This is a genomic window from Rhodococcus sp. B10, from assembly GCF_011770055.1.
Lineage (GTDB): Bacteria > Actinomycetota > Actinomycetes > Mycobacteriales > Mycobacteriaceae > Rhodococcoides > Rhodococcoides kyotonensis_B.
Genome location: NZ_JAAFYV010000053.1, coordinates 1 through 25,317, shown reverse-complemented (window position 1 = coordinate 25,317; position 25,317 = coordinate 1). Strand labels below are relative to the sequence as shown.

22 protein-coding genes and 1 tRNA gene are annotated in these 25,317 nt (G+C 66.7%); 15 read left to right on the top strand and 8 right to left on the bottom strand.

The window, feature by feature from the left end; genetic code table 11:
• The 4 genes from RhoFasB10_RS24570 to RhoFasB10_RS24555 all read left to right on the top strand — a co-directional run.
• Positions 1–517 (top strand): MFS transporter (locus tag RhoFasB10_RS24570; RefSeq protein ID WP_167679066.1); only part of this gene is annotated, 517 nt, incomplete at its 5' end.
• A 273-nt stretch (positions 518–790) separates the two neighbouring features.
• Complete coding sequence (locus RhoFasB10_RS24565; protein ID WP_167679068.1) at positions 791–2,284, top strand: TIGR02677 family protein; 1,494 nt, start codon at positions 791–793, stop codon at positions 2,282–2,284.
• Positions 2,281–3,660, top strand: coding sequence for a TIGR02678 family protein (locus RhoFasB10_RS24560; protein ID WP_167679064.1), 1,380 nt, complete (start codon positions 2,281–2,283; stop codon positions 3,658–3,660). The genes RhoFasB10_RS24565 and RhoFasB10_RS24560 overlap by 4 nt, the downstream gene beginning before the upstream one ends.
• A complete protein-coding gene (locus tag RhoFasB10_RS24555; protein ID WP_167679062.1) occupies positions 3,661–7,839 on the top strand; it encodes a TIGR02680 family protein in 4,179 nt (1,392 codons plus the stop codon). It abuts the gene before it with no gap.
• Between the two features lie 55 nt (positions 7,840–7,894).
• On the opposite strand, the gene mshC is transcribed toward RhoFasB10_RS24555, so the two are convergent.
• From mshC to RhoFasB10_RS24530, 5 genes are all read right to left on the bottom strand, one after another.
• Positions 7,895–9,136 carry a cysteine--1-D-myo-inosityl 2-amino-2-deoxy-alpha-D-glucopyranoside ligase gene (gene mshC / locus RhoFasB10_RS24550; protein WP_068424161.1) on the bottom strand — a complete coding sequence of 414 codons (1,242 nt, stop codon included), beginning with the start codon at positions 9,134–9,136 and terminating at the stop codon, positions 7,895–7,897.
• Positions 9,137–9,160: 24 nt separating this feature from the next.
• Positions 9,161–9,970: an SCO1664 family protein gene (locus RhoFasB10_RS24545; protein WP_068424163.1), complete on the bottom strand. Its 810-nt coding sequence runs from the start codon at positions 9,968–9,970 to the stop codon at positions 9,161–9,163.
• A 35-nt stretch (positions 9,971–10,005) separates the two neighbouring features.
• Positions 10,006–10,599, bottom strand: a complete 594-nt coding sequence (locus RhoFasB10_RS24540) for a DUF3090 domain-containing protein (RefSeq protein WP_068424165.1) — start codon at positions 10,597–10,599, stop codon at positions 10,006–10,008.
• 99 nt (positions 10,600–10,698) lie between these two features.
• A complete protein-coding gene (locus RhoFasB10_RS24535) occupies positions 10,699–11,424 on the bottom strand; it encodes a histidine phosphatase family protein (RefSeq protein ID WP_068424167.1) in 726 nt (241 codons plus the stop codon).
• Between the two features lie 62 nt (positions 11,425–11,486).
• Positions 11,487–12,329, bottom strand: a complete 843-nt coding sequence (locus tag RhoFasB10_RS24530) for an undecaprenyl-diphosphate phosphatase (protein WP_174551413.1) — start codon at positions 12,327–12,329, stop codon at positions 11,487–11,489.
• Between the two features lie 206 nt (positions 12,330–12,535).
• Between RhoFasB10_RS24530 and RhoFasB10_RS24525 the strand changes: the two genes are divergently transcribed.
• From RhoFasB10_RS24525 to RhoFasB10_RS24510, 4 genes are read left to right on the top strand one after another with little or no spacing between them, the layout of a single operon-like run.
• Positions 12,536–13,468 (top strand): aldo/keto reductase, encoded by a 933-nt coding sequence (locus RhoFasB10_RS24525; RefSeq protein WP_068424169.1) that lies wholly within the window; start codon positions 12,536–12,538, stop codon positions 13,466–13,468.
• Positions 13,469–13,493: 25 nt separating this feature from the next.
• A complete protein-coding gene (locus RhoFasB10_RS24520) occupies positions 13,494–14,531 on the top strand; it encodes an ABC transporter substrate-binding protein (RefSeq protein WP_254303471.1) in 1,038 nt (345 codons plus the stop codon).
• Positions 14,528–15,610 (top strand): iron ABC transporter permease, encoded by a 1,083-nt coding sequence (locus RhoFasB10_RS24515; protein ID WP_068424171.1) that lies wholly within the window; start codon positions 14,528–14,530, stop codon positions 15,608–15,610. Before RhoFasB10_RS24520 ends, RhoFasB10_RS24515 begins: the two co-directional genes overlap by 4 nt.
• Complete coding sequence (locus RhoFasB10_RS24510) at positions 15,601–16,464, top strand: heme ABC transporter ATP-binding protein (RefSeq protein ID WP_068424173.1); 864 nt, start codon at positions 15,601–15,603, stop codon at positions 16,462–16,464. The genes RhoFasB10_RS24515 and RhoFasB10_RS24510 overlap by 10 nt, the downstream gene beginning before the upstream one ends.
• Here RhoFasB10_RS24510 and RhoFasB10_RS24505 read toward each other — a convergent pair.
• Positions 16,444–16,836 (bottom strand): hypothetical protein, encoded by a 393-nt coding sequence (locus RhoFasB10_RS24505; protein WP_206031326.1) that lies wholly within the window; start codon positions 16,834–16,836, stop codon positions 16,444–16,446. The genes RhoFasB10_RS24510 and RhoFasB10_RS24505 overlap by 21 nt on opposite strands.
• A 149-nt stretch (positions 16,837–16,985) precedes the next feature.
• Between RhoFasB10_RS24505 and RhoFasB10_RS24500 the strand changes: the two genes are divergently transcribed.
• Genes RhoFasB10_RS24500 through RhoFasB10_RS24490 form a run of 3 tightly spaced genes read left to right on the top strand, consistent with a single transcriptional unit; the run spans position 16,986 to position 19,448 of the window.
• Positions 16,986–18,026, top strand: a complete 1,041-nt coding sequence (locus RhoFasB10_RS24500) for a hypothetical protein (protein ID WP_068424175.1) — start codon at positions 16,986–16,988, stop codon at positions 18,024–18,026.
• A 25-nt stretch (positions 18,027–18,051) separates the two neighbouring features.
• On the top strand, positions 18,052–18,330 hold the full coding sequence (locus RhoFasB10_RS24495; protein WP_243636664.1) for a DUF5703 family protein: 279 nt from the start codon (positions 18,052–18,054) through the stop codon (positions 18,328–18,330).
• Between the two features lie 50 nt (positions 18,331–18,380).
• Positions 18,381–19,448, top strand: coding sequence for a quinone-dependent dihydroorotate dehydrogenase (locus RhoFasB10_RS24490; protein ID WP_068425892.1), 1,068 nt, complete (start codon positions 18,381–18,383; stop codon positions 19,446–19,448).
• A 45-nt stretch (positions 19,449–19,493) separates the two neighbouring features.
• Here the strand turns inward: RhoFasB10_RS24490 and RhoFasB10_RS24485 are convergent, their stop codons facing one another.
• Together RhoFasB10_RS24485 and RhoFasB10_RS24480 are read right to left on the bottom strand one after the other, a co-directional pair.
• Positions 19,494–20,021 carry a YbhB/YbcL family Raf kinase inhibitor-like protein gene (locus RhoFasB10_RS24485; RefSeq protein WP_114329490.1) on the bottom strand — a complete coding sequence of 176 codons (528 nt, stop codon included), beginning with the start codon at positions 20,019–20,021 and terminating at the stop codon, positions 19,494–19,496.
• 41 nt (positions 20,022–20,062) lie between these two features.
• Positions 20,063–21,424: a M20/M25/M40 family metallo-hydrolase gene (locus RhoFasB10_RS24480; RefSeq protein ID WP_167679060.1), complete on the bottom strand. Its 1,362-nt coding sequence runs from the start codon at positions 21,422–21,424 to the stop codon at positions 20,063–20,065.
• 162 nt (positions 21,425–21,586) lie between these two features.
• On the opposite strand from RhoFasB10_RS24480, the gene RhoFasB10_RS24475 reads away from it, so the two are divergent.
• The 4 genes from RhoFasB10_RS24475 to RhoFasB10_RS24460 all read left to right on the top strand — a co-directional run bounded on the left by RhoFasB10_RS24475 (position 21,587) and on the right by RhoFasB10_RS24460 (position 25,297).
• Positions 21,587–21,675: transfer RNA gene (locus RhoFasB10_RS24475), tRNA-Leu, on the top strand.
• A 179-nt stretch (positions 21,676–21,854) separates the two neighbouring features.
• Positions 21,855–23,312 (top strand): SDR family NAD(P)-dependent oxidoreductase, encoded by a 1,458-nt coding sequence (locus RhoFasB10_RS24470; protein WP_167679058.1) that lies wholly within the window; start codon positions 21,855–21,857, stop codon positions 23,310–23,312.
• Between the two features lie 85 nt (positions 23,313–23,397).
• Positions 23,398–24,894, top strand: a complete 1,497-nt coding sequence (locus RhoFasB10_RS24465; protein ID WP_068424183.1) for a glutamate-cysteine ligase family protein — start codon at positions 23,398–23,400, stop codon at positions 24,892–24,894.
• A 16-nt stretch (positions 24,895–24,910) separates the two neighbouring features.
• The gene (locus RhoFasB10_RS24460; protein ID WP_068424185.1) at positions 24,911–25,297 is read left to right on the top strand and encodes a DUF2784 domain-containing protein; all 387 of its coding nucleotides are present in this window, start codon (positions 24,911–24,913) and stop codon (positions 25,295–25,297) included.
• The last annotated feature ends 20 nt before the right edge of the window (positions 25,298–25,317 follow it).

Genomic DNA, 25,317 nt, shown 5'->3' with positions numbered 1-25,317 from the left:
GGGTGGGCTGAACTTCATGCTCGCGTATCGCGCCGAGGACGTGTTCGGCTTGAATGCGCCCCAGCGCGGTGTGCTGCTCACCGTCTTCGGGCTGACCGGCATCCTGACGGCGCGGGCGGTCGGTCGGTTGATCGACCGTCTCGGCTCGGGCCGAACCGTCGTCATCGGCGCTGTCGCGGGTGCTGCTCTCGTCGCCGTAGCCGGAACAGCTCCGGCGCTGTGGGCCGTCGGAGTCGCGTGGGCACTGGCGGGCGTGGCATCGCAATTCGTGCTCGTCGGCGTGAACGCCGCAGTACTCGGCGGTGGGGCGAATCGGGGCGGCGCGGTATCGGTGGTTCAGGCCTTCCGCTTCTCGGGCGCCGCCCTCGCGCCACTCGCACTGACGCCGCTCTACCTCGTACACCCTGCAGCCGGATTCCTGGTCCCCGCACTTCTTCTCGCGGTGGTGGCGCCGATTGCGATGCCACGGGCCGCGCCCCCTGACAGGGGGTCCACGCCGGCTGTGAGTTCTTCCTGAGTCGACGCCCGGCCAGCTACCTGCGCGGGAAGGAGCGATCGGACGTCTCGCTTGTCCGCGCAGGTTCCAGCCAGCGCGCACGTTGCAACCCGCGCAGCTGCTGCAACCTGCGCGGACATGACGTCCGCTGCGAAATTCCCGCGAATCCGTCGACGGGTGGGAGTCGCCTCGGCAGCTGATTGCACGAGAACGAACGTCACGTGTTTTCGCTCCCACACGCGCACCCCCTACCCTGTTCCAGTGAGCGATTCGGGTGACGACAACGCACGTGCGATGGGCGCGGCGACGTTTCTGCAGGAAGATCGCCTCAAACTGTTCGCGTTCACCGTGGCAGAGAAGCGGCACGAGTATCTCTGGGTGCTGCGCGCGTTCGACATCGCCCGTGCCAACTACGTCGTTCTCCTGCACGCCGCCGACATCGCCGACACCCTGGCCAGGAACGCGCCGGACGATGCGCAGCTGAGCGCGTCGGAAATCGGGCCGTTGCTCGAACAGCTGCATTCTTGGGAGCTCCTCGAACGCAGCTACGACGGCTCACGCGCCGCGACGCTCGCCGAGTACCGCAACCGCCACTTCGTCTATCAGTTCAGTCAGGCCGGCTACAAGGCGTTCCGTGCCGTCGAGGACGTGCTGGGCGCCCGCCTGGACGACGCGTCGCTCTCGCGGCTCGTGCTCCCGGAACTCCTGGCCGACATGCACGAACTCGCCGACGCGAACCGTCAGGCCGACGGCGACCTGATCTACCGCAAACTGTCGCGGCTCGACTCGACTCTGTCGGAGATGGCGACGCGTGCCGCCCACTTCTACCTCGTGCTCGGTGACCTGGTGCGCACCACCGAGATCACTCCCGAGTCGTTTCTCGTGCACAAGGACGCGCTGCTGACGCACATGCGTGAGTTCAGCTCCGACCTGACGCGCTACGCGCCCAAGTTGGCCGAGGCGATCGGCGTCGTCGAGGCCACCGGCATCGACGCGTTGATCGACCGTGCTGCGGTCAGCGACGAGCGAGTGTTCCTGACGGTCGACGAACGCCGCGCCGACTGGCGTGCCCGGTGGTCCGGCCTGTCGCACTGGTTCGTCGCGGCGGAATCCCAGCTCAGCGAATCCGAACGACTGCGTGAGGGCACGATGAGCGCCATCGCGGCAGTTCTGTCGCTTCTGCGCCGCGTCACCGAGACACGGAAGGGCGGCGTCAGCCGCGAGAGCCAGCTACGTCACCTTGCCGGGTGGTTCGCCAACAGTCCGACCGAGGACAGCGCGCACGCGCTGTTCCATGCGGTGTTCGGGCTCGGACGCCCCCGACACCTGTCGATGGTGCATCCCGATGCGGACATCATCCCGACGTCGCGAAGCTGGTGGGATGCTCCCCCCGTCGAGATCTCCCGGACGCTCGCCGAAACCGGCAGGACGCCGTCGCCCGGCGTCCCCGGCCGGTTGCAACGCAACGACGGCAGTATTCGACGCCTCCGCGAGCGCCAACTGGAAGCCCAGCGCTCACGCAGCGTCGCGGCGCAGTCGCTGGCGACGGCAGGTGTCTTCGAACGCACTCTCGACGAGGAGGAAACCGAGGTCTTGTTGAGCTTGCTCAATGCAGCCCTGACCGCACGCGTGAAGGTCAGCGGTCGAACGTCGGGATCCACGGGGTCCGACAGCGGCGTCAAGCTGACGCTGAGCGACAGCCCGACGTCCACTGTCGTCCGAACAGCAAGGGGCAGACTGCATCTCGACCGACTCACGCTCGACGTCGCAGAGGTGACGCGTCGATGAGAGCACGCGACATCCCCACTCTCGCACTCGATTCCTATCAGCGTGCAGCGCGGGTAGCGCTCGCCAACCACCTCGTGACGACGACCTTTCCCGACCGGATCGCCCTCCCTCTGCTCCGACGCTGGGCGACCGAACTGCGCGAGGACCTGCTCGAACTCTTCGGGTATCGACTCGAGGTCACCGAAACCACCGCCCGGCTGTTTCCCGTGCTCGACGCGCTCGACCCGACTCAGCCGGCGCGCACGGCGTCGGACCGCGTGTTCGATCGGCGACGGTACGCGTACCTGGCACTGGCGCTGGCAGCTCTCGGTCGAGCGGGAAACCAGATCACGTTGTCCGAATTGGCCGATCACGTTGCCGGAGAAGCAGCTCAGGTCGACGGCGTCGAACTGGCAACCGACCGCGCCTCGGACCGCGACGCGTTCGTCGACGCCGTGGGCTGGCTCGGTACTCGCGGCGCGATCTCGCTCGCCGACGGCGATGCAGGCGGTTGGGCGAACAACCCTGCATCCGGTGAGGCGCTCTACGACATCGAGCGGTCCGTCGTCGTCGCCATGTTCCGGCCCCCGCGTGCGATTCAGCACCTCCGATCGGTAACCGGCCTGCTGGCGGGGTCGGACGTCGTCACGATGGAGGACGACGACACCCCGGTCCGCTCCGATCCGAAGGAGACCATTCGACAGGTGCGACGGTTGCTGGTGGAACGGCCCGTCGTCTATTTCGACGACCTGGATCGTGACGAGCGTTCGGCGCTCGCAGCCGACCGGACCGTCGCCGACGTCGAATTGCTCACCGGGTTGGTGTCCGAACGGCGCGCCGAGGGCGTCGCATTGATCGACACGTCAGGACGGTTGTCGGACATACGGTTTCCGAGTACCGGCACCATCGCCCAGGTCGCGTTGCTGCTTGCGGGCGAGATGTCGGATCGGGTCGTCGATCCGGACGCCGACGAGTTGGCCACGCACACGATGCCGGACGACTCGGATCTGATCGACCGCCTCGACGCCGCGATCCCCGGTGGCGGCATCTTCGACGATCTTGCCGAATTCGGTTCCGCGACAATGGCTTCGAAGGACGACACGGAGGCCTCGACCTACCCGTTCCTCGAGAACAGCTGGCTCGCAAGCGTTGTCGCCGACCTGATCGAACGCTTCGGGAAGACGTTCGCCGCGCAATGGCAGGCGGACCCCGATGGACTGCGCGAACGCGCGATCGCGATGCTCGACCGACTTCGCTTGGTGCGCAGCGTGTCCGGCGGAGTACTCGTGCTCCCCGCGATCGCCCGCTACCGCGACGTCATGGTCAACGTGCGCGAGCGCACGCCCCAGGACTCCCTTTTCGACAACTCGAACTCAGCAGAAACCGAGGCGTACTAGATGACAGCACACACACAGCGCTTCCGCCCCACCCGCGCGGGCATCATCAACCTGTGGGACTACCGCGACCAGGAGTTCTCCTTCGCCGACGGGCGACTGGTGTTGCGCGGACCGAACGGTTCGGGGAAGACCAAGGCACTCGAGGTGCTCTTCCCCTTCGTGCTCGACGGACGTATCGAACCGCGCAGGCTGAATCCGTTCGCCGGTGAGGAACGCACGATGAAGTCCAACCTCCTGTACCGCGGACAGGAGAGTGCGCACTCGTACGTCTGGATGGAGTTCGGGCGCGGTTCGACGGACGATCCCGAGTCGGTGACCGTCGGCATCGGCATGCGCGCCACCAAGTCGAACGACAAGGTCACGCGGTGGTACTTCGTCGCGGACGGCCGTGTGGGCGTCGACTTCTCGCTGATCGGTTCCGACGATCGCCCGCTGACCAAGAAGCAGCTCGCCGAACAGCTGGGCACCGATGCGCTGACCGATCGCCCGGTGGACTACCGCGCTGCGATCGACGCCCGCATGTTCGGACTGGGCGCGCAACGCTACGACCAGCTGATCAACCTGATCCTCACGCTACGTCGGCCCCAGCTCGCGAAGAACCTCGACCCGAAGGGCCTGTCGCAAGCGCTGACCGACGGTCTGCGTCCGCTCGACGAACAACTCGTTCTCGAAGCCGCACGATCGTTCAGTGACATGGAAGAGGTCGGCCGCGCCCTCGAAGGGCTCGCCCAAGCCGATCGAGCCGCGAAGAGCTTCGTCTCCGTCTACTCCAAATACCTTCGTGTGCAGGCACGTTCGGACATCGAGACGGTGACGCGCCGCCTCGAAGCCGTTACGCACGCGACGACGGCACACTTCGCTGCCGCAGCGCTGAAGGAACGACGCCTCGGCGAGCGCGAGGCGGCCGAGAAGCGGTTCGACGACGCCGAGCGTGCACTGGACCAAGCTGTCGCCGACCGCGAGACGTTGCAGCGCTCGAGCGCCTACGAGGGCAAGCAGCAGTTGGACGATCTCGCCGAGTCCGCCGAGAAGCTCGCGGTGTCCGCGAAGACCCAGACCGATCGTGCACGAGGCGCCCAAGCCGAACTCGAGAAACGGTCCGCGGACGCGACCCGAGCAGAGGCAGCGCTGCGCGACTCCGTCGCAGCACTCGGTCGGGCGGAGGACGACCTTCAGGCGGCAGCCGAAGACGCGGGCATCGTGTGGACGCCGTTGCCGTCGGGTTCGCGTAGCGACCAGTTCACCACCGCACTTCGTGGCCACGCCGAGGAACGTGACGGCGACGTCCGCGCTGTGCGCGAGGCGCTGAGTACCGTCGAGAAGGCGGCGACCGAACGGGCACGGGCCGACAAGAGCAGTTCCCGGGCTCGCGAACTTCTCGACGCGGCCCGCGCTGCCGTCACCGAGGCCGAAGCCGCCGTCGAACTGGCACGGGCCCAGTTCGCGTCGGGACTTCGCTCGTGGTGGTCGGAGCACTCGACGCTGTACGCGTCGGCCGACATCGGTGTCACGGCGTTCGAACAGCTCGACGCCGCTGTGCCGCACATCGGTGAAGACGACGCACCGAGCCTCGACGCCGTGCTCTCCGACGCGTCGGCGGACGGTCTGGAGTCGGTGCGTGCACGACGGGCGCAGGCATCGATGACAGCGACAGCGCTGTCGGAGGAACTGGCGTTCATGCGATCCGAGCGCGACACGATCAGCGCGGAGCACGACGACGCTCCCCCGCCGTTCGCGGCCCGCATCAGCTCGCGCGACGGTCTCGTCGGCGCACCGCTGTGGCAACTCGTCCGGTTCGCCGACGGGGTCGACCCAGCCGATGCGGCGGGCGTGGAAGCGGCGCTGCAGGCGGCGAACCTGCTCGACGGGTGGGTCTCGGCGTCGGACGCGCCGACGTCGCTCGAATCCGACCAGTTCCTGGTCGCTATACCCGAGACCGACCGCCCGCGTGGTTCGACGCTGGCGGACGTTCTCGAGGTGGAGCCGAATACGGATGTTCCCGAAGGGGTGGTCAGCGCGATTCTGGAGTCGGTCGCCCTCCGCCGCGACGGCGCGTCCGAGAACTCGGCGGTGTCAGTCGGCGTCGACGGCCGGTTCTGGCAGGGCGTACAGCAGGGCCGTCACGTCAAGAGCGACGCGGAGTACATCGGAGCCACGGCACGCGCACGGCGTCGCGCCGCTCGTATCGCCGAGCTCGACGGGTCGATCGTGTCCACCGAGGCCGCGCTGACCGCAGCCCAGGACACCGAGCGCGCGGCCGGTGAACTGCTCCGAGACTTGACCACGGCCGCCAAGAAACTGCCGAGAGTGGCCGCCATCGCCAAGGCGCAGAAGTCCGTCACCGAAGCTGCCGGTGCGCTGCGCACGTCACAGGCGGCGTCGACGGCGGCCGACCGCGAACTCGACCAGGCGATCGCCGAACTGTCCGCCCGCGAGAAGCATCTGCGAACCACCGCCGTCGCGCACCGCACCCCGCACACCGCTCGGGACGTGGACTCGCTCGCCGCGGCGATTCGGCATTTCGAGAACCAAGGTGCGCTCGTCCTGCGCCGACGCGGAGACAACGTGCGCGAAGCCGAACGCCAGCGGGAAGCGCAGAACCGTCTGGAAGAAGCAACGGGTCTCGCCGAGGAACTCGCCGAGGAAGCGGCGATCGCCGAGGAGAACCATCACCAACAGGTACAGCGTCTCGAGCTTCTGCGTGAGAATCTCGGTGCCACCGCCGACCAGATCGACGCCGATCTCGAGCAGGCGCGCGAGCGTATAGAGAAGTGCAAGGTGGAACAGCGCGCTGCCCGCAAGGCCGACAAGGAGGCAGGTGAGGCGATCGGCAAGGCCGAGGGCGCGTGCAACACCGCCCAAGAGAGCTTGCGGGCAGCACTGACCGAAACTCTCGGCGACGCAAACCGTCTCGCACCCTACGCACGCAAGGATCTGCTCACGATCCTCGGCGTGGACGAAGTCTATGCGTGGCCGGCCAGCGACTCGGCGTGGCTCACCGTCGATCAGATTCTGTACCGCATCCAGCACGCCTCCGGCCCGGACGAGGAGATCCAGGTTCTGCCACCGGTCGTGCACGAGATGCATCGGGCGCTCGACGCAGCGACTTCGTCGGTGAAGGCGAGCGATTCGTACCGCAAGAGCACGCGGACCGCGCTGACCGGGGCTTTACAGGAGTTCGATTCGCAACTCGCCGGGTCCGGCCAGGACTACCGACTGCAGTGGGACGCGCCGGACGGCTTGACCGTCGTCCGCGTCCAGGACGAGCAGGGGTACTCGTCGGTCGGCGAATTCGCCGAACGCATCGCCGATGCACGGTCGAACCAGGAGCTGCTGCTCACCGAGCACGAGCGACGCATCCTCGAGGATGCCCTGCTCACCGGATTGGCGCAGCAGATCCACGAACGGACCGTCGACGCCCGCGAGCTGATCGCGCAGATGTCGACCGAGATGAAGCAGCGAAAGATGTCGTCGGGCAACACGATCGGCGTGCACTGGGTGCTCGCCGACAATCTCGACGACGGCGCCCGGGCGATCTCGAAGCTGCTCGACCGCGACGCGTCGGCACTGAATGCGGAGGATCTCGCCACGATGCGTGCCCATTTCGCGTCGGAGATCCGGATCGCACGTGCCGCGCACCCCGAACGTTCCTATCCGGAGATTCTCGCTACGACGCTCGACTATCGACGTTGGCGCGTGTTCTCGTTCTCGTTGATCCGCGGCGACGGGACGGAAGACCGTCTGACGGTGGCCCGTCACAGTGCACTGTCCGGCGGTGAGCAGTCGGTGTCGCTGCACCTGCCGTTGTTCGCCGCTGCCCACGTCATGTTGTCGTCGGCCGACCCGCATTCGCCGCGACTGCTCGCGCTCGACGAGGCGTTCGCCGGCGTCGACGACAACGGTCGAAGCGAATTGCTCGGTCTCAGTGTGCAATTCGATCTCGACCTGTTCATGACCGGGTACGACCTGTGGATCACGTACTCCCATGTGCCTGGCTGCGCGCACTACGATCTCGCACACTCGACCGCCGAGAACACCGTCAGCGCCGCACTTCTGGTGTGGGACAACGGAGAACTCTTCGCCGAGCACGACGGCACCGATCTTGCTGCGGCACTGGGTTCCCCGCTGACGCGTCGGGTCCCGACACGCGCCGAGGGCGGGCTCGAGTTCGCTCGCTGACGCCCGAGAACCCCGTGCGCCGACCCAGCGCACGGGGTTCGAGGTGCTTTATCGGTCAGCGCAGATTCACACCGAGCAACGCATCGACGGCGTCCGCGAAGAGACCGGGTGCCGACGTGTCCGAACCGCCCTGTGCAACAGCAAAACTCGCCCATGCGTCGAGCGCGTCGAGCGCCTTGGGGGTGTCCAGGTCGTCGGCGAGGTGCTGACGCAGTCGGGCGACGACGTCGTCGGCGCCGACGGCAGATTCCAATGCCGCGGCACGACGCCACAGCGCCAGACGCTCCTGCGCACGCTCCAACACCTCGTCGGTCCACGCTCGGTCCTGGCGGTAGTGCCCGGAAAGCAGACCGAGACGAATGGCCGCCGGATCCACGTCCTGCGCGCGCAGCTTCGACACGAAGACGAGGTTGCCGCGACTTTTCGACATCTTCTCGCCGTCGAGACCGATCATGCCCGTGTGCACGTAGTGGCGCGCGAAACGGCCGTCGCCGGATGTTGCCTCGGCGTGCGCGGCCGAGAACTCGTGGTGCGGGAAGATCAGGTCGCTACCGCCGCCCTGGACGTCGATGCCGGATCCGATGCGATTCAGTGCGATTGCCGCACACTCGATGTGCCAGCCGGGGCGACCGGGACCGAACGGGGACGGCCACGACGGCTCACCGGGGCGCTCGGCACGCCACAGCAGCGCATCCAACGAATCCCGCTTGCCCACGCGATCGGGATCTCCCCCGCGCTCGGCGAAGAACTTGTCCATGGTCGCGCGGTCGTAACCGGACTCGTATCCGAACTCCGGCGTCGCGTCGGCACGGAAGTAGACGTCCGGGTACTGCTCGTCGTCGACGACGTACGCCGCACCCGAAGCGAGCAGCTTCTCGACCAGTTCGACGACCTCGTCGACCGACTCGACCGCACCGATGTAGTCACGAGGAGGCAGTACACGCAGCGCCTCCATGTCCTCACGGAACAGCGCGATCTCCCGGGCACCCAGATCACGCCAGTCCTCACCGTCTCGGTCCGCACGCTCGAAGAGCGGATCGTCGACGTCGGTGACGTTCTGGACGTAGTGCACGTCGTGTCCGGCGTCGCGCCACAGACGGTTCACCACGTCGAACGTCAGATACGTTGCGGCATGACCGAGATGCGTCGCGTCGTACGGGGTGATTCCGCAGACGTACATCTTCGCCTGCTGACCCGGAGTGACCGGCCGCACTTGCCGGTCCGCGGTGTCGTACAACCGAAGTGGTGGCCCCTGACCGGGGATCGACGGAACGGCTGTGTCGGACCAAGACTGCATGCAGACGAGCCTATCGGAGTCGTCTCAGAAGGCGGGCCACGGTATCGGCCTACTCGACCGAGGCTCGGGCATGACAGGTCGTGCGATCAGTCCGCGTGCTCGCGCGAGCAGTGCATCGATCTCGTGTTCGGTGATGTGGCCGCGCAGTCGCGGTTCGACGGCGTCGGCGAACGTGTCGACGAACTCGACGATGTCGCTCATCGACGCGTCGTCGATCGCCCTGCCGGACCAACCCCACAGCACGGTGCGCAGCTTGTCCTCGGAGTGCAGGCAGATGCCGTGATCGACGCCGTAGACGTAGCCGTCGAGTCCCTCTAGCGCGTGGCCGCCCTTACGGTCGGCGTTGTTGAGCAGTACGTCGAGGACGGCCATGCGCTGCAGACGTGGATCGTCGGCGTGGATGAGGGCGACTTCCTGCCCCTCGCCGTCGTAAGCCTGCAGAACCGGAATCCACCCCTCCGGCACGAGTTCGGGTGGACAGAGGTCGACGAGGTCGATGCGCGTACCGTCCTCCCCGTGCGGCTCGGGAGTGTCGATCCAGCGCTGCACCATGCCGGGCCCGAACGGCCCGTCGCGCAGAATCGTCGTCGGGATGACGCCCCAGCCGAGCGCGTCGGAAATCTCGTACGACGCGATCTCACGGCCTGCGAGAGTGCCGTCCGGGAAATCCCACAGCGGCACCTCGCCGCGAATGGGCTTGTAGACGCAGCGCACCGGCTCGGAGGATTCGGTCGACGTGCCGGAAGCGTCACCGTCGAGGGTTGCCTCGCACACCAACGTCGCATTGCTCGCGGACACGACCCGACCGACGACGGTCAGTTCGCCGGTTTCCATGACGGCACGCCCGGCGAACGGTGGCCTGTCTTCGATCAAAGTTCGTCGCCCAGTTCGGTCGCGGAGCCGAAGGTCGCGTCACGCCGGTATCCGTTGGATCGCACACACGTGTGGCCGTCCTGCGCCAGCGGCTGACCGCACAGCGGGCACGGGGCCCGTCCGGCGGCGATCACCTTCTCCGAGCGCAGCGCGAACTCACGCGCCTGGATCGGTGTCAGGAACACCCGAACGGCGTCGGGACCCTCGTCGGTGTCGTCGAGCACGACCGACTCGTCGACCTCGGTCTCGCTGATGGCCAACAACTCGACGACGACGGCGTTCGCGTCCGCGTCCCAGCCGAGACCCATCGTCCCGACGCGGAACTCGGTGTCGATCGGCGTCAGCAGCGGACTCGTGTCCCCCACCGTCGTCTCCTCCGGTGGTACGTCCGCGCCGAACCGACGATGCACCTCGTCGAGTAACAGACCCATACGGTCGGCGAGTACCTGAACCTGCTGCTTCTCGAGAGCGACCGACACGACTCGCGTCTCGTGTACGGCTTGCAGGAAGAACGATCGGTCGCCGGGCTCACCCACGGTTCCTGCGACGAATCGATCAGGGGTGCGGAAAACATGTATTGCGCGTGGCATTGCACCTCCTGGGTTCATGGCGTACGAGCTCGAAAGAACGTACCGAAGGGATCCGCCCTATCGGACCCCGCACTGTTTCATTATCCGCTATCGAGCGGACTACGCTCCGGAACCTCCGCCCGGCACCGCGTCGGAATCCGACCCGGTCTGCGATTCCGACGCCGATCCGGACGACGTGGACGACGCCTTCTCGACGGCAGGAACCACACCCGACAGATCCAGCCCCGTGTCGTTGGTTCGCAGCACGAACGGCCTGGTCGAGGTGTACCTCACGACGCTCACCGATGCCGGATCGGCGACGATGCGCTGAAAGGAATCGAGGTGGCAGCCGAGGGCGTCCGCCAGCACCGACTTGATGACGTCGCCGTGTGTGCAGGCAACCCACAACACGTCTCGCCCGTACTCCTCGGCGAGTCGTGCATCGTGCTCACGGACCGCTGCGACCGCTCTCGCCTGAACCTGCGCGAGACCCTCGCCGCCCGGGAAGATCGCGGCGGACGGGTGTTGCTGCACGACCTTCCAGAGCGGCTCGTTCACCAACTCCTTGATCGCCCGCCCGGTCCACGACCCGTAGTCGACCTCGAGCAGCCGCTCCTCGACCACCGGGGTCAGCCCGCGCTTCGCAGCCAGCGGTTCGACGGTCTGCTCGCACCGCTGCAGCGGCGAACGCACGATCTCCTCCACCGGGAGCGAACCGAGCCGCTCGGCGACGAACGCAGCCTGCTCCACCCCGCGGTCGTCCAGGCCGACGCCCACCGACCGGCCCGCCAGCGTTCCGGCCGTGTTCGACGTGGACCTACCGTGGCGCAACAAGATCACCGTCATGAACGCCAGCCTAATAGGCAGACTGAATCAGGTCGTTTCTCCCAGGCTCCACGCCCGGCCTATCAGGTCGCCGAGACGACGCCCGTCGCCAACAGCGCCATGACTCCCACACCCAGCACGATGCGGTAGCCGACGAACCAGTACAGCGAGTGGTTCGCGACGAACTTCAGCAGCCATGCGATCGACGCGTAGCCGAGACCGAAGGCCACCAGCGTCGCCACGATCAACTGCGGTCCCGACGCGTTCAGACCCTCGCCCGCCGGCGCGAAGGCGTCGGGAAGCGAGAACAGGCCGGACGCGGTGACCGCGGGGATCGCGAGCAGGAACGAGAACCGCACCGCCGCTTCGCGTTCGAGGCCCATGAAGAGGCCCGCACTCGTCGTGGCACCCGAGCGAGAGACACCAGGAATCAACGCGAGGCACTGCGACAGTCCCATGACCAGGCCGTCGCGCGTCGTGATCTGCTCGATCGGCCTGCGCTTGGTGCCGACGTATTCGGCGACGGCGATGACGATCGCGAAGACGATCAGCATCGTCGCGATCAGCCAGAGATTGCGAGCCCCGGTACGGATCTGGTCCTTGAACAAGAACCCGAGCACACCGATCGGAATGGTGGCGATGATCACGTACCAGCCGAGGCGGTAGTCCAGGGTGCGCTGAGTCTTGTCCCGGAGGCCGACGAACCACGCTTTCACGATGCGCACGATGTCGCGCCAGAAGAACAGCAGCACCGCGGCTTCGGTGCCGAGCTGCGACACCGCGGTGAACGACGCGCCCGCGTCGTCGCCGAAGAAGACGCTGGACACGATGCGCAGGTGACCGGACGACGAGATCGGCAGGAACTCGGTGAGCCCCTGCACCGCTCCGAGGACGATCGCCTGCAACCAGGTCATGGACTCACCGATCATCGGACCTGCCCCCGTCCGGTGATGCGGCGTCCGTTCGGACGGCTCCGAGCTGTGGATTCGGCGAGCATGTTCACGATGCTGACCGTACCTAACAACCGACATGCGCACTGGGCGACACTCGCACCGCCCCGCGTCGCGCACTACTCTGCTGACTCGGCGCGCCCCCGTGCCGCAATCACTCGAGTGAGGAACTGTCGAACGTCATGAAGCAGAGATCTGTCGGCTCCAGCGGGCTGCGTGTGTCGAGACTCGGACTCGGCACCCTCGGATGGGGCAGCGGCACCGACGGCGACGACGCCGCTGCTCAGCTGTCCGCGTTCGCGGACGCCGGTGGAACTCTCGTCGACACGTCGCCGGCCTACGGTGACGGCCGCGCACAGCGAGTTCTCGCCGAGGTCCTCGACGACGTCGTCCCGCGCCGCAATCTGATCGTCAGCGGTGCTGCCGGCGTGTCGACGCAGCGCGACACCTACCGCGTGGACTGCTCGCGACGCGCTCTGTTGGGCCAGTTGGAGGAAACTCTGCGCGAACTGGGCACCGATTACCTGGATCTGTGGCAGGTCGCGGCCTGGGATCCGAATACACCGGTCGACGAGATCGCGGCCACACTGGACTACGCGGTGACGAGCGGCAAGGTGCGCTACGTCGGGGCGCGCGGTCACCTCGGGTGGCAACTCGCGACGGCGGCGGGAGCGGCAGGAGCGGGCCGCATTGTCGCGACACAGGCCGAGTACTCCCTGCTCGCACGCGGCATCGAGGACGAGCTGATTCCTGCGGCGGTGCATCACGGCGTCGGCGTCCTTGCGGCCGTTCCGCTCGCGGGCGGTGTTCTGACCGGCAAGTACCGCAAGGGCACGCCTGCGGACTCGCGCGGCGCCGACGACCTGCACGCACACTCCATCGCCGCGTATCTCACCGACACTTCCGACAACGTCGTCGACGCCACCGTCACCGCGGCCAGTGGACTCGGCACGTCGCCTCTCGCGGTGTCGCTGGCCTGGGCGCGTGATCGACCCGGCGTCAGTGCTGCCATCGTCGGCGCCCGCGATCTGGCGCAGCTGACGGGCGTACTGGTCGCCGAGGATCTCGAACTCCCGCGCGCCATCACGTCGGCGTTGAACGACGTCAGCAGCTGATCATGGACAGGCTAACCTTGTTCGCGTGAACGGATTGCGCGCGAAGCGGACACGGCTGGCCTTCGGAATCGTCGCCGCGGTGTCGTCCGTCGTCCTCGTCTCGTGCGCGGGGACGGATGCCGGGAACGGCGGTGAGTCCGCGGGCTCGATCGGACCGCGCACGGCGGTCGTCGAGAATCCGGATCCGGAACCCATCACCGACGCGCCTGCACCCGCGCTGCCCGTCACGACGCGGAGTCTGGACGGAGTCGACGTCACGGTGTCCGACACCAGCCGGATCGTGGCAGCCGACCAGTACGGCACTCTCGCCACGACGGTGTATGCCCTCGGACTCGGTGACAACCTCGTCGGCCGCGACACGTCCGCCGATTTCCCGGCGGTCGCCGACGTCACCGACGTGACCCCTGGCGGCCATTCGCTCAGCGCAGAAGGAATCCTCGCGCTGAACCCCACCGTCGTGCTGACCGACACGAGCATCGGGCCACGCGCGGTCCAGGACCAGTTGCGGGCTGCGGGCATCCCGGTCGTCTACTTCGACCCGACGCGCACTCTCGACGGCGTCGGACCGCAGATCGAGGCCGTCGCGTCGGCTCTCGGCGTTCCCGACCGGGGCGCACGACTCGCCGAGCGCACAGCCTCCGAGATCGACGCCGCGACACGCGCGGCGCCGACCGACGGTGACCCGCTGAAGATCGCGTTCCTGTACATGCGCGGTCCCGCGATCAAGATGCTCGCCGGACCCGGCTCGGGAGCGGATTCGCTCGTCGCAGCGCTGGGCGCCGACGACGCGGGGACCGCATCCGGCCTGACCCAGCAGTTCGTGCCGGTCACCAGCGAAGCGCTGATCGCAGCCGCACCCGACGTCATACTGATGATGACCGACGGCCTCGAGTCCATCGGCGGCATCGAGGGCCTCGAACAGGTGCCCGGGATCGCCCAGACGCCGGCCGGGCAGTCCGAGCGCATCGTGGACATGGCCGACGGCGTGATCCTCAGCTTCGGTCCGAACACCGGAAAAGTACTCGACGCCCTCGCGAAGGCCGTCTACGAACCGGCTTCATGACGTCCCACGCAGAGACACAGGTCGGGTCGACGCCGGAACGGCACCGACACCTGCGCACCTGGGCGGTGTTCGGTGTGCTCGCGGCACTCGTCGTCGTGCTGGCTCTGGTCTCCGCCTGTACGGGCCAGGTGCAGACGACCCCGTTGGAAGTCGTCGGAAGCATCTTCCACCGCATCGGTCTCGACGTCGGCCCCATGCCGTCGCATCCGAGCGGCGACGTCACGCTCTGGCAAGTTCGCTTCCCGCGCATCGCGCTCGGAGCCGTCGTGGGCGCAAGCCTGGGCTGCGCGGGCGCATTGCTGCAAGGCGTTTTCGCCAACCCGCTCGCCGAGCCGGGCGTCATCGGTGTGTCGTCGGGAGCAGCGGTCGGCGCGTCGTCCGTGTTCGTGCTCGGAAGCGCATTCGCGGGCGTCTGGTCGGTCGCCACCGCCGCGTTCCTCGGCGGGCTGATCACGACCGTGCTGGTCTATCTCCTCGCGCGCGGGGGCGGCCGGACCGAGGTGGTGACGCTCATCCTCACCGGCGTCGCGATCAACGCCTTCGCGGGCGGCTTGATCGCGTTCTTCACGTTCGTGGCGTCGCCCGCGGCTCGCGATCAGATCGTCTTCTGGCAGCTCGGATCGCTGTCCGGGGCCACCTGGCAGGCTGTCGCCGTCGTCGCTCCGCTGGCGGTGGTCGGGATCGCGGCGTCGATGGCCATCGCGCACCGGCTCGATCTCCTTGCGCTCGGCGAGAACGTCGCACGACACCTCGGCGTCGACGTCGAACGGCTGCGACAGTTCGCCATCGTCGTCGTCGCGCTGTTGGTGGCGTCCGGGGTCGCGTTCACCGGCATCATCCTGTTCGTCGGGCTCGTCGTCCCGCATCTGATGCGCATGCTTCTCGGACCGGCGCACCGCACGCTGATTCCCTCAAGCGCATTGGGCGGTGCCGTGGTGTTGATCGGCTCCGATCTGCTGGCCCGCTCGCTCGTCGCGAACGTCGACATGCCGCTCGGCATGATCACGTCGCTGATCGGCGCGCCGTTCTTCTTCTGGATGTTGCGCCGCACACGAGCGAAACAGGGCGGATGGGCATGAGGCTGTTCTCCCGCCGACACGACGAACTCACCCCCGTCACGCCGGGCGACGTCACACTGCGCGCCCGAGGCGTCGACGCAGTTCGGTCCGGTCGTACCGTTCTGCGGTCGCTCGACCTGGACATCGTCGCAGGCGAGGTTCTCGCACTCGTCGGACCGAACGGGGCAGGCAAGTCGACGGCCCTCGGAGTGCTCGCCGGAGAGACCGACCCCCAGGCGGGCACGGTCGAACTACAGGGGCGACCGTTGTCGTCGTGGTCGGACGTTCGAGTCGCGCGTCGGCGAGCCGTTTTGCCCCAACAGCACACCGTCGGTTTCTCGTTCACCGTCGAACAGGTCGTGAGGATGGGCCGATCGCCGTGGAACGGAACGCCGTACCAAGACGGGGACGACGTATCGATCGCGGCCGCGATGGACGAGTGCGACGTCGCTCGGTTCGCGCACCGACCGTTCTCGAGTCTGTCCGGCGGCGAACGAGCCCGCGCGTCCCTCGCCCGAGTTCTCGCCCAGGACACCACGACCCTGCTCCTGGACGAGCCGACGGCCGCGCTCGACCTCGGTCACCAGGAAACGGTGATGTCCGTCGCACGTGGACGCGCACTCGCCGGGAGTGCAGTCGTCGTCGTTCTGCACGATCTGGGTCTCGCAGCCGCGTACGCCGACCGGATCGCGGTGCTGCACGACGGCTCGCTCGAAGCCGTAGGTAGCCCGAGGACGGTCCTGCGGGCGGACCTGCTGTCCCGGGTCTACGGTCATTCCGTCGAGGTACTCGATCACCCCGTGACCGGCGCTCTGCTCGTGCTGCCGGTGCGCGACGGCTCGTCGCGCCCGGAGTCAGCCGACGTCGATCAGTGAGCTCATCCGCCCCAGAAGCGACCTCATCGGTGACGACTCGCTGGTCGACGAGTCGACCGGAGTCGCATGGTTGACGGCGTCGCGCACCGCAGCGATGACGCTGCGTTCGTCGGCGATGTCGACCTCGGTCATCGACTGCTCGGCGACGGCCGAGACGTCGGACTCGTCCGGGACGGCGGACGACATGGTCGCGCGGTAGACCGCCAGATACAACGTGCCTCGGTGAACACGGAACGCGAACGGCCGACCGTCGTCGGTCCTGCCGAATCCGTTGGCGTGGGATCCCGTGGTGATCTCTTCGACGTCGAATCGGTCGGATTGGGCGTGCTGGAGTGAAGTGCCTGCGGTGTCGAAACGATCTTCGGTTTCCAACTCGACTCCTCGTTTTCTCCCCGCGAACCACGGTACCGCCACGCGCAGATCGGTCCGAGTCGGGTCCGACGACGGGCTCGCCGGAGCGATCAGGCAGGCTTGGGAGCGGTCACCGAGAACACGAACGTTGTCAGGAGCAGACGAAACCGATGGAACACACACAGTCGCCGCGGCGGATCGCTCTGGTCATGGCGGCCGCTTCGGCTGTGCTTCTCGCGACGGCGTGCTCGAGCGACAGCAGCGACGAACCCGATGCCGTGAACCTCGAACCGGTGACGAGAGTGGACTCCCCCGACACTGCGGTACCCCCGATCGGCGTCGTCACCGACTCCCCTTCCGGTCTGCATTCCACCACATTCGACGCCGACACGCGCTCCGTCGTCGCGCTGTCCGACGACCTGATGTCGCTTGTCGTGTTCACCGCTCCCGACGGCCAGATCGCCGACCAACCACCTCGTGAGATCTCACTACCGGGAGCGGCCGCCGGGATCGCCGACGCCGGTGACGGTCGCCTGCTGCTACCGATGGACCGATCGCTCGTCGAAGTCGATCTGCGCACGTCGGACATCGACTCCATTCCGATCGACGCGAATCTGACGAGCGCGGCGCGCCTCGACGACGGCCGCTTCGCCGCGGGTGACGACGGTGGCACGATTCACGTCGTCGACCCGGACGGCGATCGGTCACAGGTCGAGACGGTCGGCGGTCTGACGTCGGTCGACGCGCTGGCATCGACCCAGTACGGCGTGACCGCTCTCGACCGCCACCAGACCTCGCTCACCGAGGTGAAAGTCGACGACGGTTCCCTCGGCCTCGCCTTGCGAGCCGGCGAAGGAGCGGCGCACCTCGACACCGACAGGTTCGGACGGATTCTGGTCACCGACACCGTCGGACGCGAACTGCTGGTCTACTCCTCCGAGGATCTGCTGCTCCGTCAGCGCTTTCCGGTCGATGCGCAGCCGTGGGCCGTCGCCTACGATGACAAGTCCGACGTCGTCTGGATCAGTTTGCCCGGAGACAACGAAGTGGTCGGATACACGCTGGACACGGGCATTCCGGTCGAGGTCGCACGGTTCCCGACCGTCCGGCAGCCGGATTCGATCGCGGTGGATTCCGACACCGGTGACCTGTTCGTCGGGTCGGCGACCGGGAATGGACTGCAGCGAATTTCGGTTGCCGAGGGGCGATAGAACACCAGCGAAAGGCAATGCCACAGTGCCGAAATCCACAGTGCCGAAATTCACTGCGCCGAACACGACCACCGCACGCACCCGCGTTCCGTCCGACTGGGACATCACCTCCGAGGACTGGGAGTACATTCCCCTCCGCTTGCCTCCGGACGTCACACGCGTGACAGCATCGATGCGGCTCGCGATTCAGGCCGAGTTCGGCGGCTGGGAGCTGTCCCGGGTCCGGCTGTACACGGACGGCAGTCGACGGGTTCTGCTCAAACGCAAGAAGACGGCCTATCACGTTCCCGAACCGGGCATGTAAGTGTCCCTCGACCGGGACTCCAAGTAGAGAGAAGATCTGTGGGTCACACGTTGTATCGCGCTTTGCTCCGGCTGATGTTCCTTCTCCCGCCCGAGAAGATTCACCACATTGCCTTCGGCGCGATGCGCGCTGTGACCGCGTTCGCACCCCTACGGGCGCTCGTGCAGAAGATCCTCGTCGTCGACGATCCGTTGTTACGCAGCACGGTGTTCGGCGTCGAGTTCCCCGCGCCTCTCGGTCTCGCGGCCGGATTCGACAAGAACGCCGACGGTGTCGACGCCTGGGGTCCTCTCGGGTTCGGGTTCGCCGAGATCGGAACCGTCACCGCTCAGGCTCAGCCCGGCAACCCGCAGCCCCGCCTGTTCCGCCTTCCCGACGACCGAGCCCTCGTCAATCGCATGGGCTTCAACAATCACGGCGCAGGCGCTGCGGCCGGAATCCTGCGGGGTCGTCGGGGCATGATTCCGATCGGCGCGAACATCGGCAAGACGAAGGTCACACCGGCCGCCGAAGCCGCCGCCGACTACACCGCAAGCGCAACCCTCCTCGGACCGCTGGCCGACTTCCTGGTCGTGAACGTCAGTTCGCCGAACACACCGGGTCTGCGTGACCTGCAGGCAGTGGAATCCCTGCGGCCGATCCTCTCCGCAGTACAGAGCGTCGTGTCGATTCCGGTTTTGGTGAAGATCGCTCCCGACCTGTCGGACGACGATATCGACGCCGTCGCCGATCTGGCGGTCGAGCTCGAACTGGACGGAATCGTCGCAACGAACACGACGATCTCGCGGACAGGCCTGCGCACCGATCGTGCCGTCGTCGAGGCCGCGGGCGCAGGTGGAGTGTCGGGCGCGCCGGTGGCCGAACGCTCGCTGGAGGTGCTCCGACGGCTGTACGCCCGCGTGGGGGGCCGGATCGCGCTGATCTCCGTCGGTGGCATCGAGACGCCCGATCAGGCATGGGAGCGGATCACGGCAGGCGCGTCCCTCGTGCAGGGCTACACCGGATTCATCTACGGTGGCCCGTTCTGGATGCGGCGCATCAACAAGGGCATCGCCGAACGTGTTCGCGCAGGCGGCTTTTCGACGCTGTCGGACGCGGTGGGGTCGGCGAGCCGCTGACGATCGTGTGGGGCGCGCGGACGACACACCGCACGCCCCACACCATCACGCCTCGTAGACGCCGGTCAGCAATGCACGTCCGATGGCGTGCGAGAAGAGATTGAACCCGAGGTACGCCGGCGTGGCCGTGTCGTCGACCTCCAGTCGCTCCACGTCCACGGCGTGCACGGCGAAGATGTACCGATGCGGGCCGTGTCCGGCGGGCGGCGCGGCACCGATGTAGCGGGCAAGGCCTGCGTCGTTCTTCAATGTGATTGCCGAGCTGGGGATTCCGGTGCCGCCGTCGTCGCCTGCACCCGCGACGAGCGACGTCGTGTCCGCCGGAATGTTCGCGACGGCCCAATGCCAGAACCCGGATGCGGTCGGTGCGTCGGGATCGTACGCGGTGACCACGAAGCTCTTGGTGCCCTCGGGGAAGCCGGACCACGACAGCTGCGGTGAATTGTCGTGTCCTCCCGCGCCCATGATTCCGCTGACCTGCTGCAGATCGAGCGTCGCCCCTTCCTGGAGATCTTGCGAGGTGAGCTGAAACGACGGCAGGTCGGGCAGCGCGGCGTACGGGTCGAATGTCATCGACGGTCCTTTCGTAGCGATCCTGAGTGCAGCTGGGGGTCTCAGCTGTGGAGCAGAAAGTGTTCCAGTACCTGTGTACCGAACTCGAGCGAAGCGACGGGTACCCGCTCGTCGACTCCATGGAACAACGCGGCGAAGTCGAGTTCCGGTGGGAGCCTGAGCGGAGCGAATCCGAAGCAGCGAATTCCCAACCGCGCGAACGCTTTGGCGTCGGTGCCGCCGGAGAGCATGTACGGAACGGTCCGCCCGTTCGCGTCGTGAGCCAGGACGGCGTCGTTCATCGCGTCGACGAGGTGACCGTCGAACGTGGTCTCGTACGAATCGAGCTTGGTGATCCATTCGCGTTCGACGTTCGGACCGATCAGTTCGTCGACCTCACGCTCGAACTCGGCCTGACGACCCGGCACGACGCGGCAATCGACCATCGCCTCGGCCGTCTGCGGAATCACGTTGGCCTTGTATCCCGCCTTCAGCATCGTCGGGTTGGCCGTGTCGCGCAGCGTGGCACCGACGATGCGAGCGATACTTCCCAGCTTCTGCAGGGTGCCGTCGAGATCCGGAGACGTCGGATCGAAATCCAGACCGGTCTCTTCGGAGACCGCGGCAAGAAACTCCGCGACAGAATCGGAGATCACCAGTGGGAACGTGTGATTGCCGAGTTTGGCCACTGCCTCGGCAAGGTAGGTCACCGCGTTCTCGTCGTGAAGGAAGGATCCGTGTCCGGCGCGCGCCTTCGCGGTCAGCTTCATCCAGCCGAGACCCTTCTCGGCCGTCTCGACCATGTACAGCCGCCTCTCGGTGCCGTCCGGACGCGCGACGGTCAGCGAGAAGCCACCGACCTCTCCCACTGCCTCGGTCACACCCTCGAACAGGTCGGGACGGTTGTCGACGAGCCAGTGCGAACCCCACTTGCCGCCGTTCTCCTCGTCGGCGAGGAACGCGAACATGATGGTGCGAGGCGGAACGGTTCCGCGCGACTTGAACTGTCTGGCCAGCGCGAGCGCCATGCCGACCATGTCCTTCATGTCGACGGCGCCACGTCCCCAGACGTAGCCGTCCTCGACCGCACCCGAGAACGGATGGACACTCCAGTCGGCGGGTTCGGCGGGAACGACGTCGAGGTGGCCGTGGATCATCAACGTGCCGCGGTCGGGATCGGCGCCGGCGAGTGTCGCGAAGACATTGCCTCGGCCGGGAGCACCGGACTCGACGTATACCGTCTCGTATCCGACCTCCTCGAGTTTCCGCGCCACCCACTCCGCGCATTCCTTCTCGCCCTTGGTGGTCTCGAGTTCGCCCGTGTTGGACGTGTCGAATCGGATCAGGGCACTGACGAGATCGACGACCTCGTCCAGTGCTGTGGTCGGGACTGTCGCTGGTGCGGAGTTATCGGTTGAAGACACCACACTTTCCTACCACCTGTCCGGGATGCGCGGGTGACGTGACGGGTCGCATGACGTGCGGATTTGGGAGATCGGGCGTCTCTCGTATAGCTTTAACGAGCACACAGCGACCGGGTGTGCGAGCGACGGAGTGCTCGTCGAACAACAGAACAACGCAAACTGGTCCGAGTGGCGGAATGGCAGACGCGCTAGCTTGAGGTGCTAGTGTCCTATTAACGGACGTGGGGGTTCAAGTCCCCCCTCGGACACCAGAGATCGACACCGACGCCTCGGTGAGATCGAACAAGATCTGAGTTGAGACAGACGACGTAGGCCCCGATTCCTTTGGAGTCGGGGCCTACGTCGTTGTTCTCGATTCGGTCGTCGTCCGGCTACAGTCCTTGTCCGGATGCAGTCGAGTGACAGGCGCCTGCCTGGGAGGAAAAAGAAGATGACCGACGCCGACACCGGTATCGATCCCGCCGATCTCGAGACGTGTCTACGGGTGCTGAAGCTCGCAGGCGATCTGGACAAGAATCACCCTGATTCCATTGTCGTGCAGCGGGCGTCGGGGCAGATGTTCAAGGACCTCAAGCGGGCTCGTCGTATCGCTGCCCGCAACGCGAAGTCCGAAGCGGACCGGGCCGTCGTCGCCGCCACCGCAACGGGCTCCCCCGACCGCATCGACGACGAGACGGCAGGTCTGTCACTGACAGCACGTGCGACGGGGGAATTCGCGGGCACGCTCATCCGTCCTCGCCCCTGCTACATCTGCAAGCAGCGCTACACCCAGGTCGACGCGTTCTACCACCAGCTGTGCCCGGACTGCGCTGCGACGAACCGCAGCAAGCGCGACGCAGGCACCGACCTCACGGGACGGCGCGCGCTACTGACCGGTGGACGCGCCAAGATCGGCATGTACATCGCCCTGCGGCTTCTGCGCGACGGTGCCCACACCACGATCACCACTCGCTTCCCGAACGACGCGATCCGACGGTTCAGCGCCATGGAGGACAGCGACAAGTGGCTGCATCGTCTGCGCATCGTCGGAATCGATCTCCGCGACCCCGCTCAGGTTGTGGCCCTTGCCGATTCGGTCGCAGCCGAGGGTCCGCTGGACATTCTCATCAACAACGCGGCGCAGACGGTGAAGCGCTCGGCCGGGTCGTACAGTGCGTTGATCGACGCGGAATCCGAAGCGCTGCCGTCGGGTCCGCGGCCCGACGTGATCACCTTCGGCAAGACGAGCGAGGCGCATCCGGCCGCACTGACGAGCGCGTTGCCCGGCACTGCCGTGGGCGCGGTCGCAGGCACGTTGACGGCGGACGCCGTGAGTTCGCTTGCGCTCGTGGCCGGTTCGGCAACAGCCGAACGTATCGAGCAGGGCATCGCCATCGACGCCGGTGGTCTCGTGCCCGATCTCGCGGACACGAACAGCTGGGTGCACACCGTCGAGCAGGTCGATCCCGTCGAACTCCTCGAAGTGCAGCTGTGCAATTCCGTCGCGCCGTTCATCCTCGTCAGTCGTCTCCGTGCCGCCATGGAAACCTCGCCCGCGCGTCGCAAGTACGTCGTCAACGTCTCGGCGATGGAAGGCCAGTTCGGCCGCGCATACAAGGGTCCCGGTCACCCGCACACCAATATGGCGAAGGCGGCGCTGAACATGCTGACGCGCACCAGCGCCAAGGAGATGCGCGAGAAGGGCATCCTCATGACGGCCGTCGACACCGGTTGGATCACCGACGAGCGCCCGCATCCGACCAAGATGCGGCTCGCCGACGAGGGATTCCACGCACCGCTCGACCTGGTCGACGGCGCAGCACGGGTTTACGACCCGATCGTCCAGGGCGAACTCGGGGTGGACCTCTACGGCCAGTTCCTCAAGGATTTCGTGCCCTCTCCCTGGTGATCGTGTCGCTTACGTTTGTGCTGCGACGGTCACGGTTATACGAGACACTCGGCAACATACGGGGCGAAAACAGGGTGGTCACAACATGGGCGACGACGTCGACCGGCGCAAGTTCACCCGTCAGGACCGGCATCGGTTCCGGCAGAAGGTCCAGGACTGTCTGGACGCACTCGCGACGATGCTCGCGCACGACACGTTCGACGTCGGCGAGCCGAGAATCGGCATGGAGGTCGAGCTGAATCTCGTCGACGACGAGATGGCTCCCGCGATGGCCAATGCGACGGTCCTCGACGCCATTGCCGATCCGGATTATCAGACCGAACTCGGCCAGTTCAACATCGAGATCAACGTCGAGCCGCGGCCGATGCGCGGCGACAGCATCGGGGCGTTGGAGTCGGACCTTCGTCGGTCGCTCAACGCCGCCGACGAGCGAGCGCGTGAGTCGGGCAGCCGTCTCGTCATGATCGGAATGCTTCCGACGTTGACCGAGAAGCACTTCGAGCATCGGTGGCTCTCGTCGAATCCTCGATACGATCTGCTCAATCAGCAGATCTTCGCCGCGCGAGGTGAGGACATCGAGTTGCAGATTCCCGGCGTTCGCCTGCCGGGATCGACCGCCGCCGAAGATCTGAACACGATCACCGACACCATTCTTCCCGAGGCTGCATGCACGTCGATGCAACTGCACCTGCAGGTCTCCCCCGACGACTTCGCCTCGTACTGGAACGGTGCGCAGGCGCTCGCGGGCATTCAGGTTGCGCTGGCGGCGAATTCACCGTTCCTCGCGGGCCGCGCGCTGTGGCACGAAACTCGAATTCCGTTGTTCGAGCAGGCGACCGACACCCGCCCGCTGGAGCTGAAGAACCAGGGCGTCCGCCCCCGTGTGTGGTTCGGAGAACGCTGGATCACGTCCATCTTCGATCTGTTCGAGGAGAATTCGCGCTACTTTCCCGCCCTGCTCCCGGTCTGCAGCGACGAGGACCCGAAAGAGGTTCTCGCGCAGGGTGGTACACCTGAGTTGTCGGAGCTGCGGATGCACAACGGGACGGTGTACCGCTGGAACCGCCCGATCTACGATCGCTCCGACGGCGGCCACCACATCAGGCTGGAGAACCGAGTACTGCCCGCCGCGCCGACGGTCGTCGACAGCCTCGCCGATGCCGCGTTCTATTACGGAACGCTACGGACTCTCGCAGAAGCCGATCGTCCGCTGTGGTCGCAGATGTCGTACGACGCGGCCGCCGAGAATCTACATTCCGCGGCCCGCAGCGGATTCGATGCGCGTCTGTACTGGCCCGAGGTCGGGTGGGTCAGTCCGCAGGAACTGGTGTTGCGACGCCTGCTGCCGATGGCCGATGCCGGTCTTGCGGCGTACGGCGTCGACGCGGAGGTGCGGGACCGCTATCTCGGTGTGATCGAGGGCCGGTGCCTGGCGAAGGTCTCCGGTTCGGTGTGGCAACGGAACTCCGTCGTCGACCGCGAACGCGCCGGGCAGTCTCGTGACGACGCGCTCTCGGGCATGTTGGCCGACTACGTCACGCAGATGAACGAGGGCGGACCCGTACACACCTGGTCGTTCTAGCGCCTACGATCGACACATGCTCTACCGAGCTGTCGCCGACGTCACGGTGGTGGTGCATCTGGCATTCATCGCCTACGTCGTCGCGGGCGGGTTCGTGGCGTGGCGTCTGCCGAGAACGATCTGGCTCCACGTCTGCGCCGTCGCATGGGGTTTCACGTCGGTCGTCGTCGGCGTCGACTGCCCGCTGACGGCGGTGGAGAACTGGGCGCGGGTCCGTGCCGGCGTCGCGGAACTGCCGTCGACGGGCTTCATCAGCCACTACCTGACCGGCGTCGTGTATCCCGAGAGCGCGCTGGGCGCCGTAAGGCTGGCCGCTGCGTTCGCGGTGCTCGTCTCCTGGATCGGATACGCGCATCTGCGGGTCCACTCCCACCGGGAGGCGGGAGTGGAGCCTGCGGAATGACCCGGGGGGCGGGAGTGGAG

What these genes read in the sequence shown, in the direction of transcription:
- RhoFasB10_RS24540 (WP_068424165.1), bottom strand. Translation starts at nt 10,599, where the DNA reads ATGCCACGCGCAATACATGTTTTCCGCACCCCTGATCGATTCGTCGCA.
- RhoFasB10_RS24465 (WP_068424183.1), top strand. Translation starts at nt 23,398, where the DNA reads ATGGGCGACGACGTCGACCGGCGCAAGTTCACCCGTCAGGACCGGCAT.
- RhoFasB10_RS24545 (WP_068424163.1), bottom strand. Translation starts at nt 9,970, where the DNA reads ATGGAAACCGGCGAACTGACCGTCGTCGGTCGGGTCGTGTCCGCGAGC.
- RhoFasB10_RS24565 (WP_167679068.1), top strand. Translation starts at nt 791, where the DNA reads ATGGGCGCGGCGACGTTTCTGCAGGAAGATCGCCTCAAACTGTTCGCG.
- RhoFasB10_RS24515 (WP_068424171.1), top strand. Translation starts at nt 14,528, where the DNA reads ATGACGTCCCACGCAGAGACACAGGTCGGGTCGACGCCGGAACGGCAC.
- RhoFasB10_RS24460 (WP_068424185.1), top strand. Translation starts at nt 24,911, where the DNA reads ATGCTCTACCGAGCTGTCGCCGACGTCACGGTGGTGGTGCATCTGGCA.
- RhoFasB10_RS24500 (WP_068424175.1), top strand. Translation starts at nt 16,986, where the DNA reads ATGGAACACACACAGTCGCCGCGGCGGATCGCTCTGGTCATGGCGGCC.
- RhoFasB10_RS24525 (WP_068424169.1), top strand. Translation starts at nt 12,536, where the DNA reads ATGAAGCAGAGATCTGTCGGCTCCAGCGGGCTGCGTGTGTCGAGACTC.
- RhoFasB10_RS24560 (WP_167679064.1), top strand. Translation starts at nt 2,281, where the DNA reads ATGAGAGCACGCGACATCCCCACTCTCGCACTCGATTCCTATCAGCGT.
- RhoFasB10_RS24470 (WP_167679058.1), top strand. Translation starts at nt 21,855, where the DNA reads ATGACCGACGCCGACACCGGTATCGATCCCGCCGATCTCGAGACGTGT.
- mshC (WP_068424161.1), bottom strand. Translation starts at nt 9,136, where the DNA reads ATGCAGTCTTGGTCCGACACAGCCGTTCCGTCGATCCCCGGTCAGGGG.
- RhoFasB10_RS24555 (WP_167679062.1), top strand. Translation starts at nt 3,661, where the DNA reads ATGACAGCACACACACAGCGCTTCCGCCCCACCCGCGCGGGCATCATC.
- RhoFasB10_RS24535 (WP_068424167.1), bottom strand. Translation starts at nt 11,424, where the DNA reads ATGACGGTGATCTTGTTGCGCCACGGTAGGTCCACGTCGAACACGGCC.
- RhoFasB10_RS24510 (WP_068424173.1), top strand. Translation starts at nt 15,601, where the DNA reads ATGGGCATGAGGCTGTTCTCCCGCCGACACGACGAACTCACCCCCGTC.
- RhoFasB10_RS24485 (WP_114329490.1), bottom strand. Translation starts at nt 20,021, where the DNA reads ATGACATTCGACCCGTACGCCGCGCTGCCCGACCTGCCGTCGTTTCAG.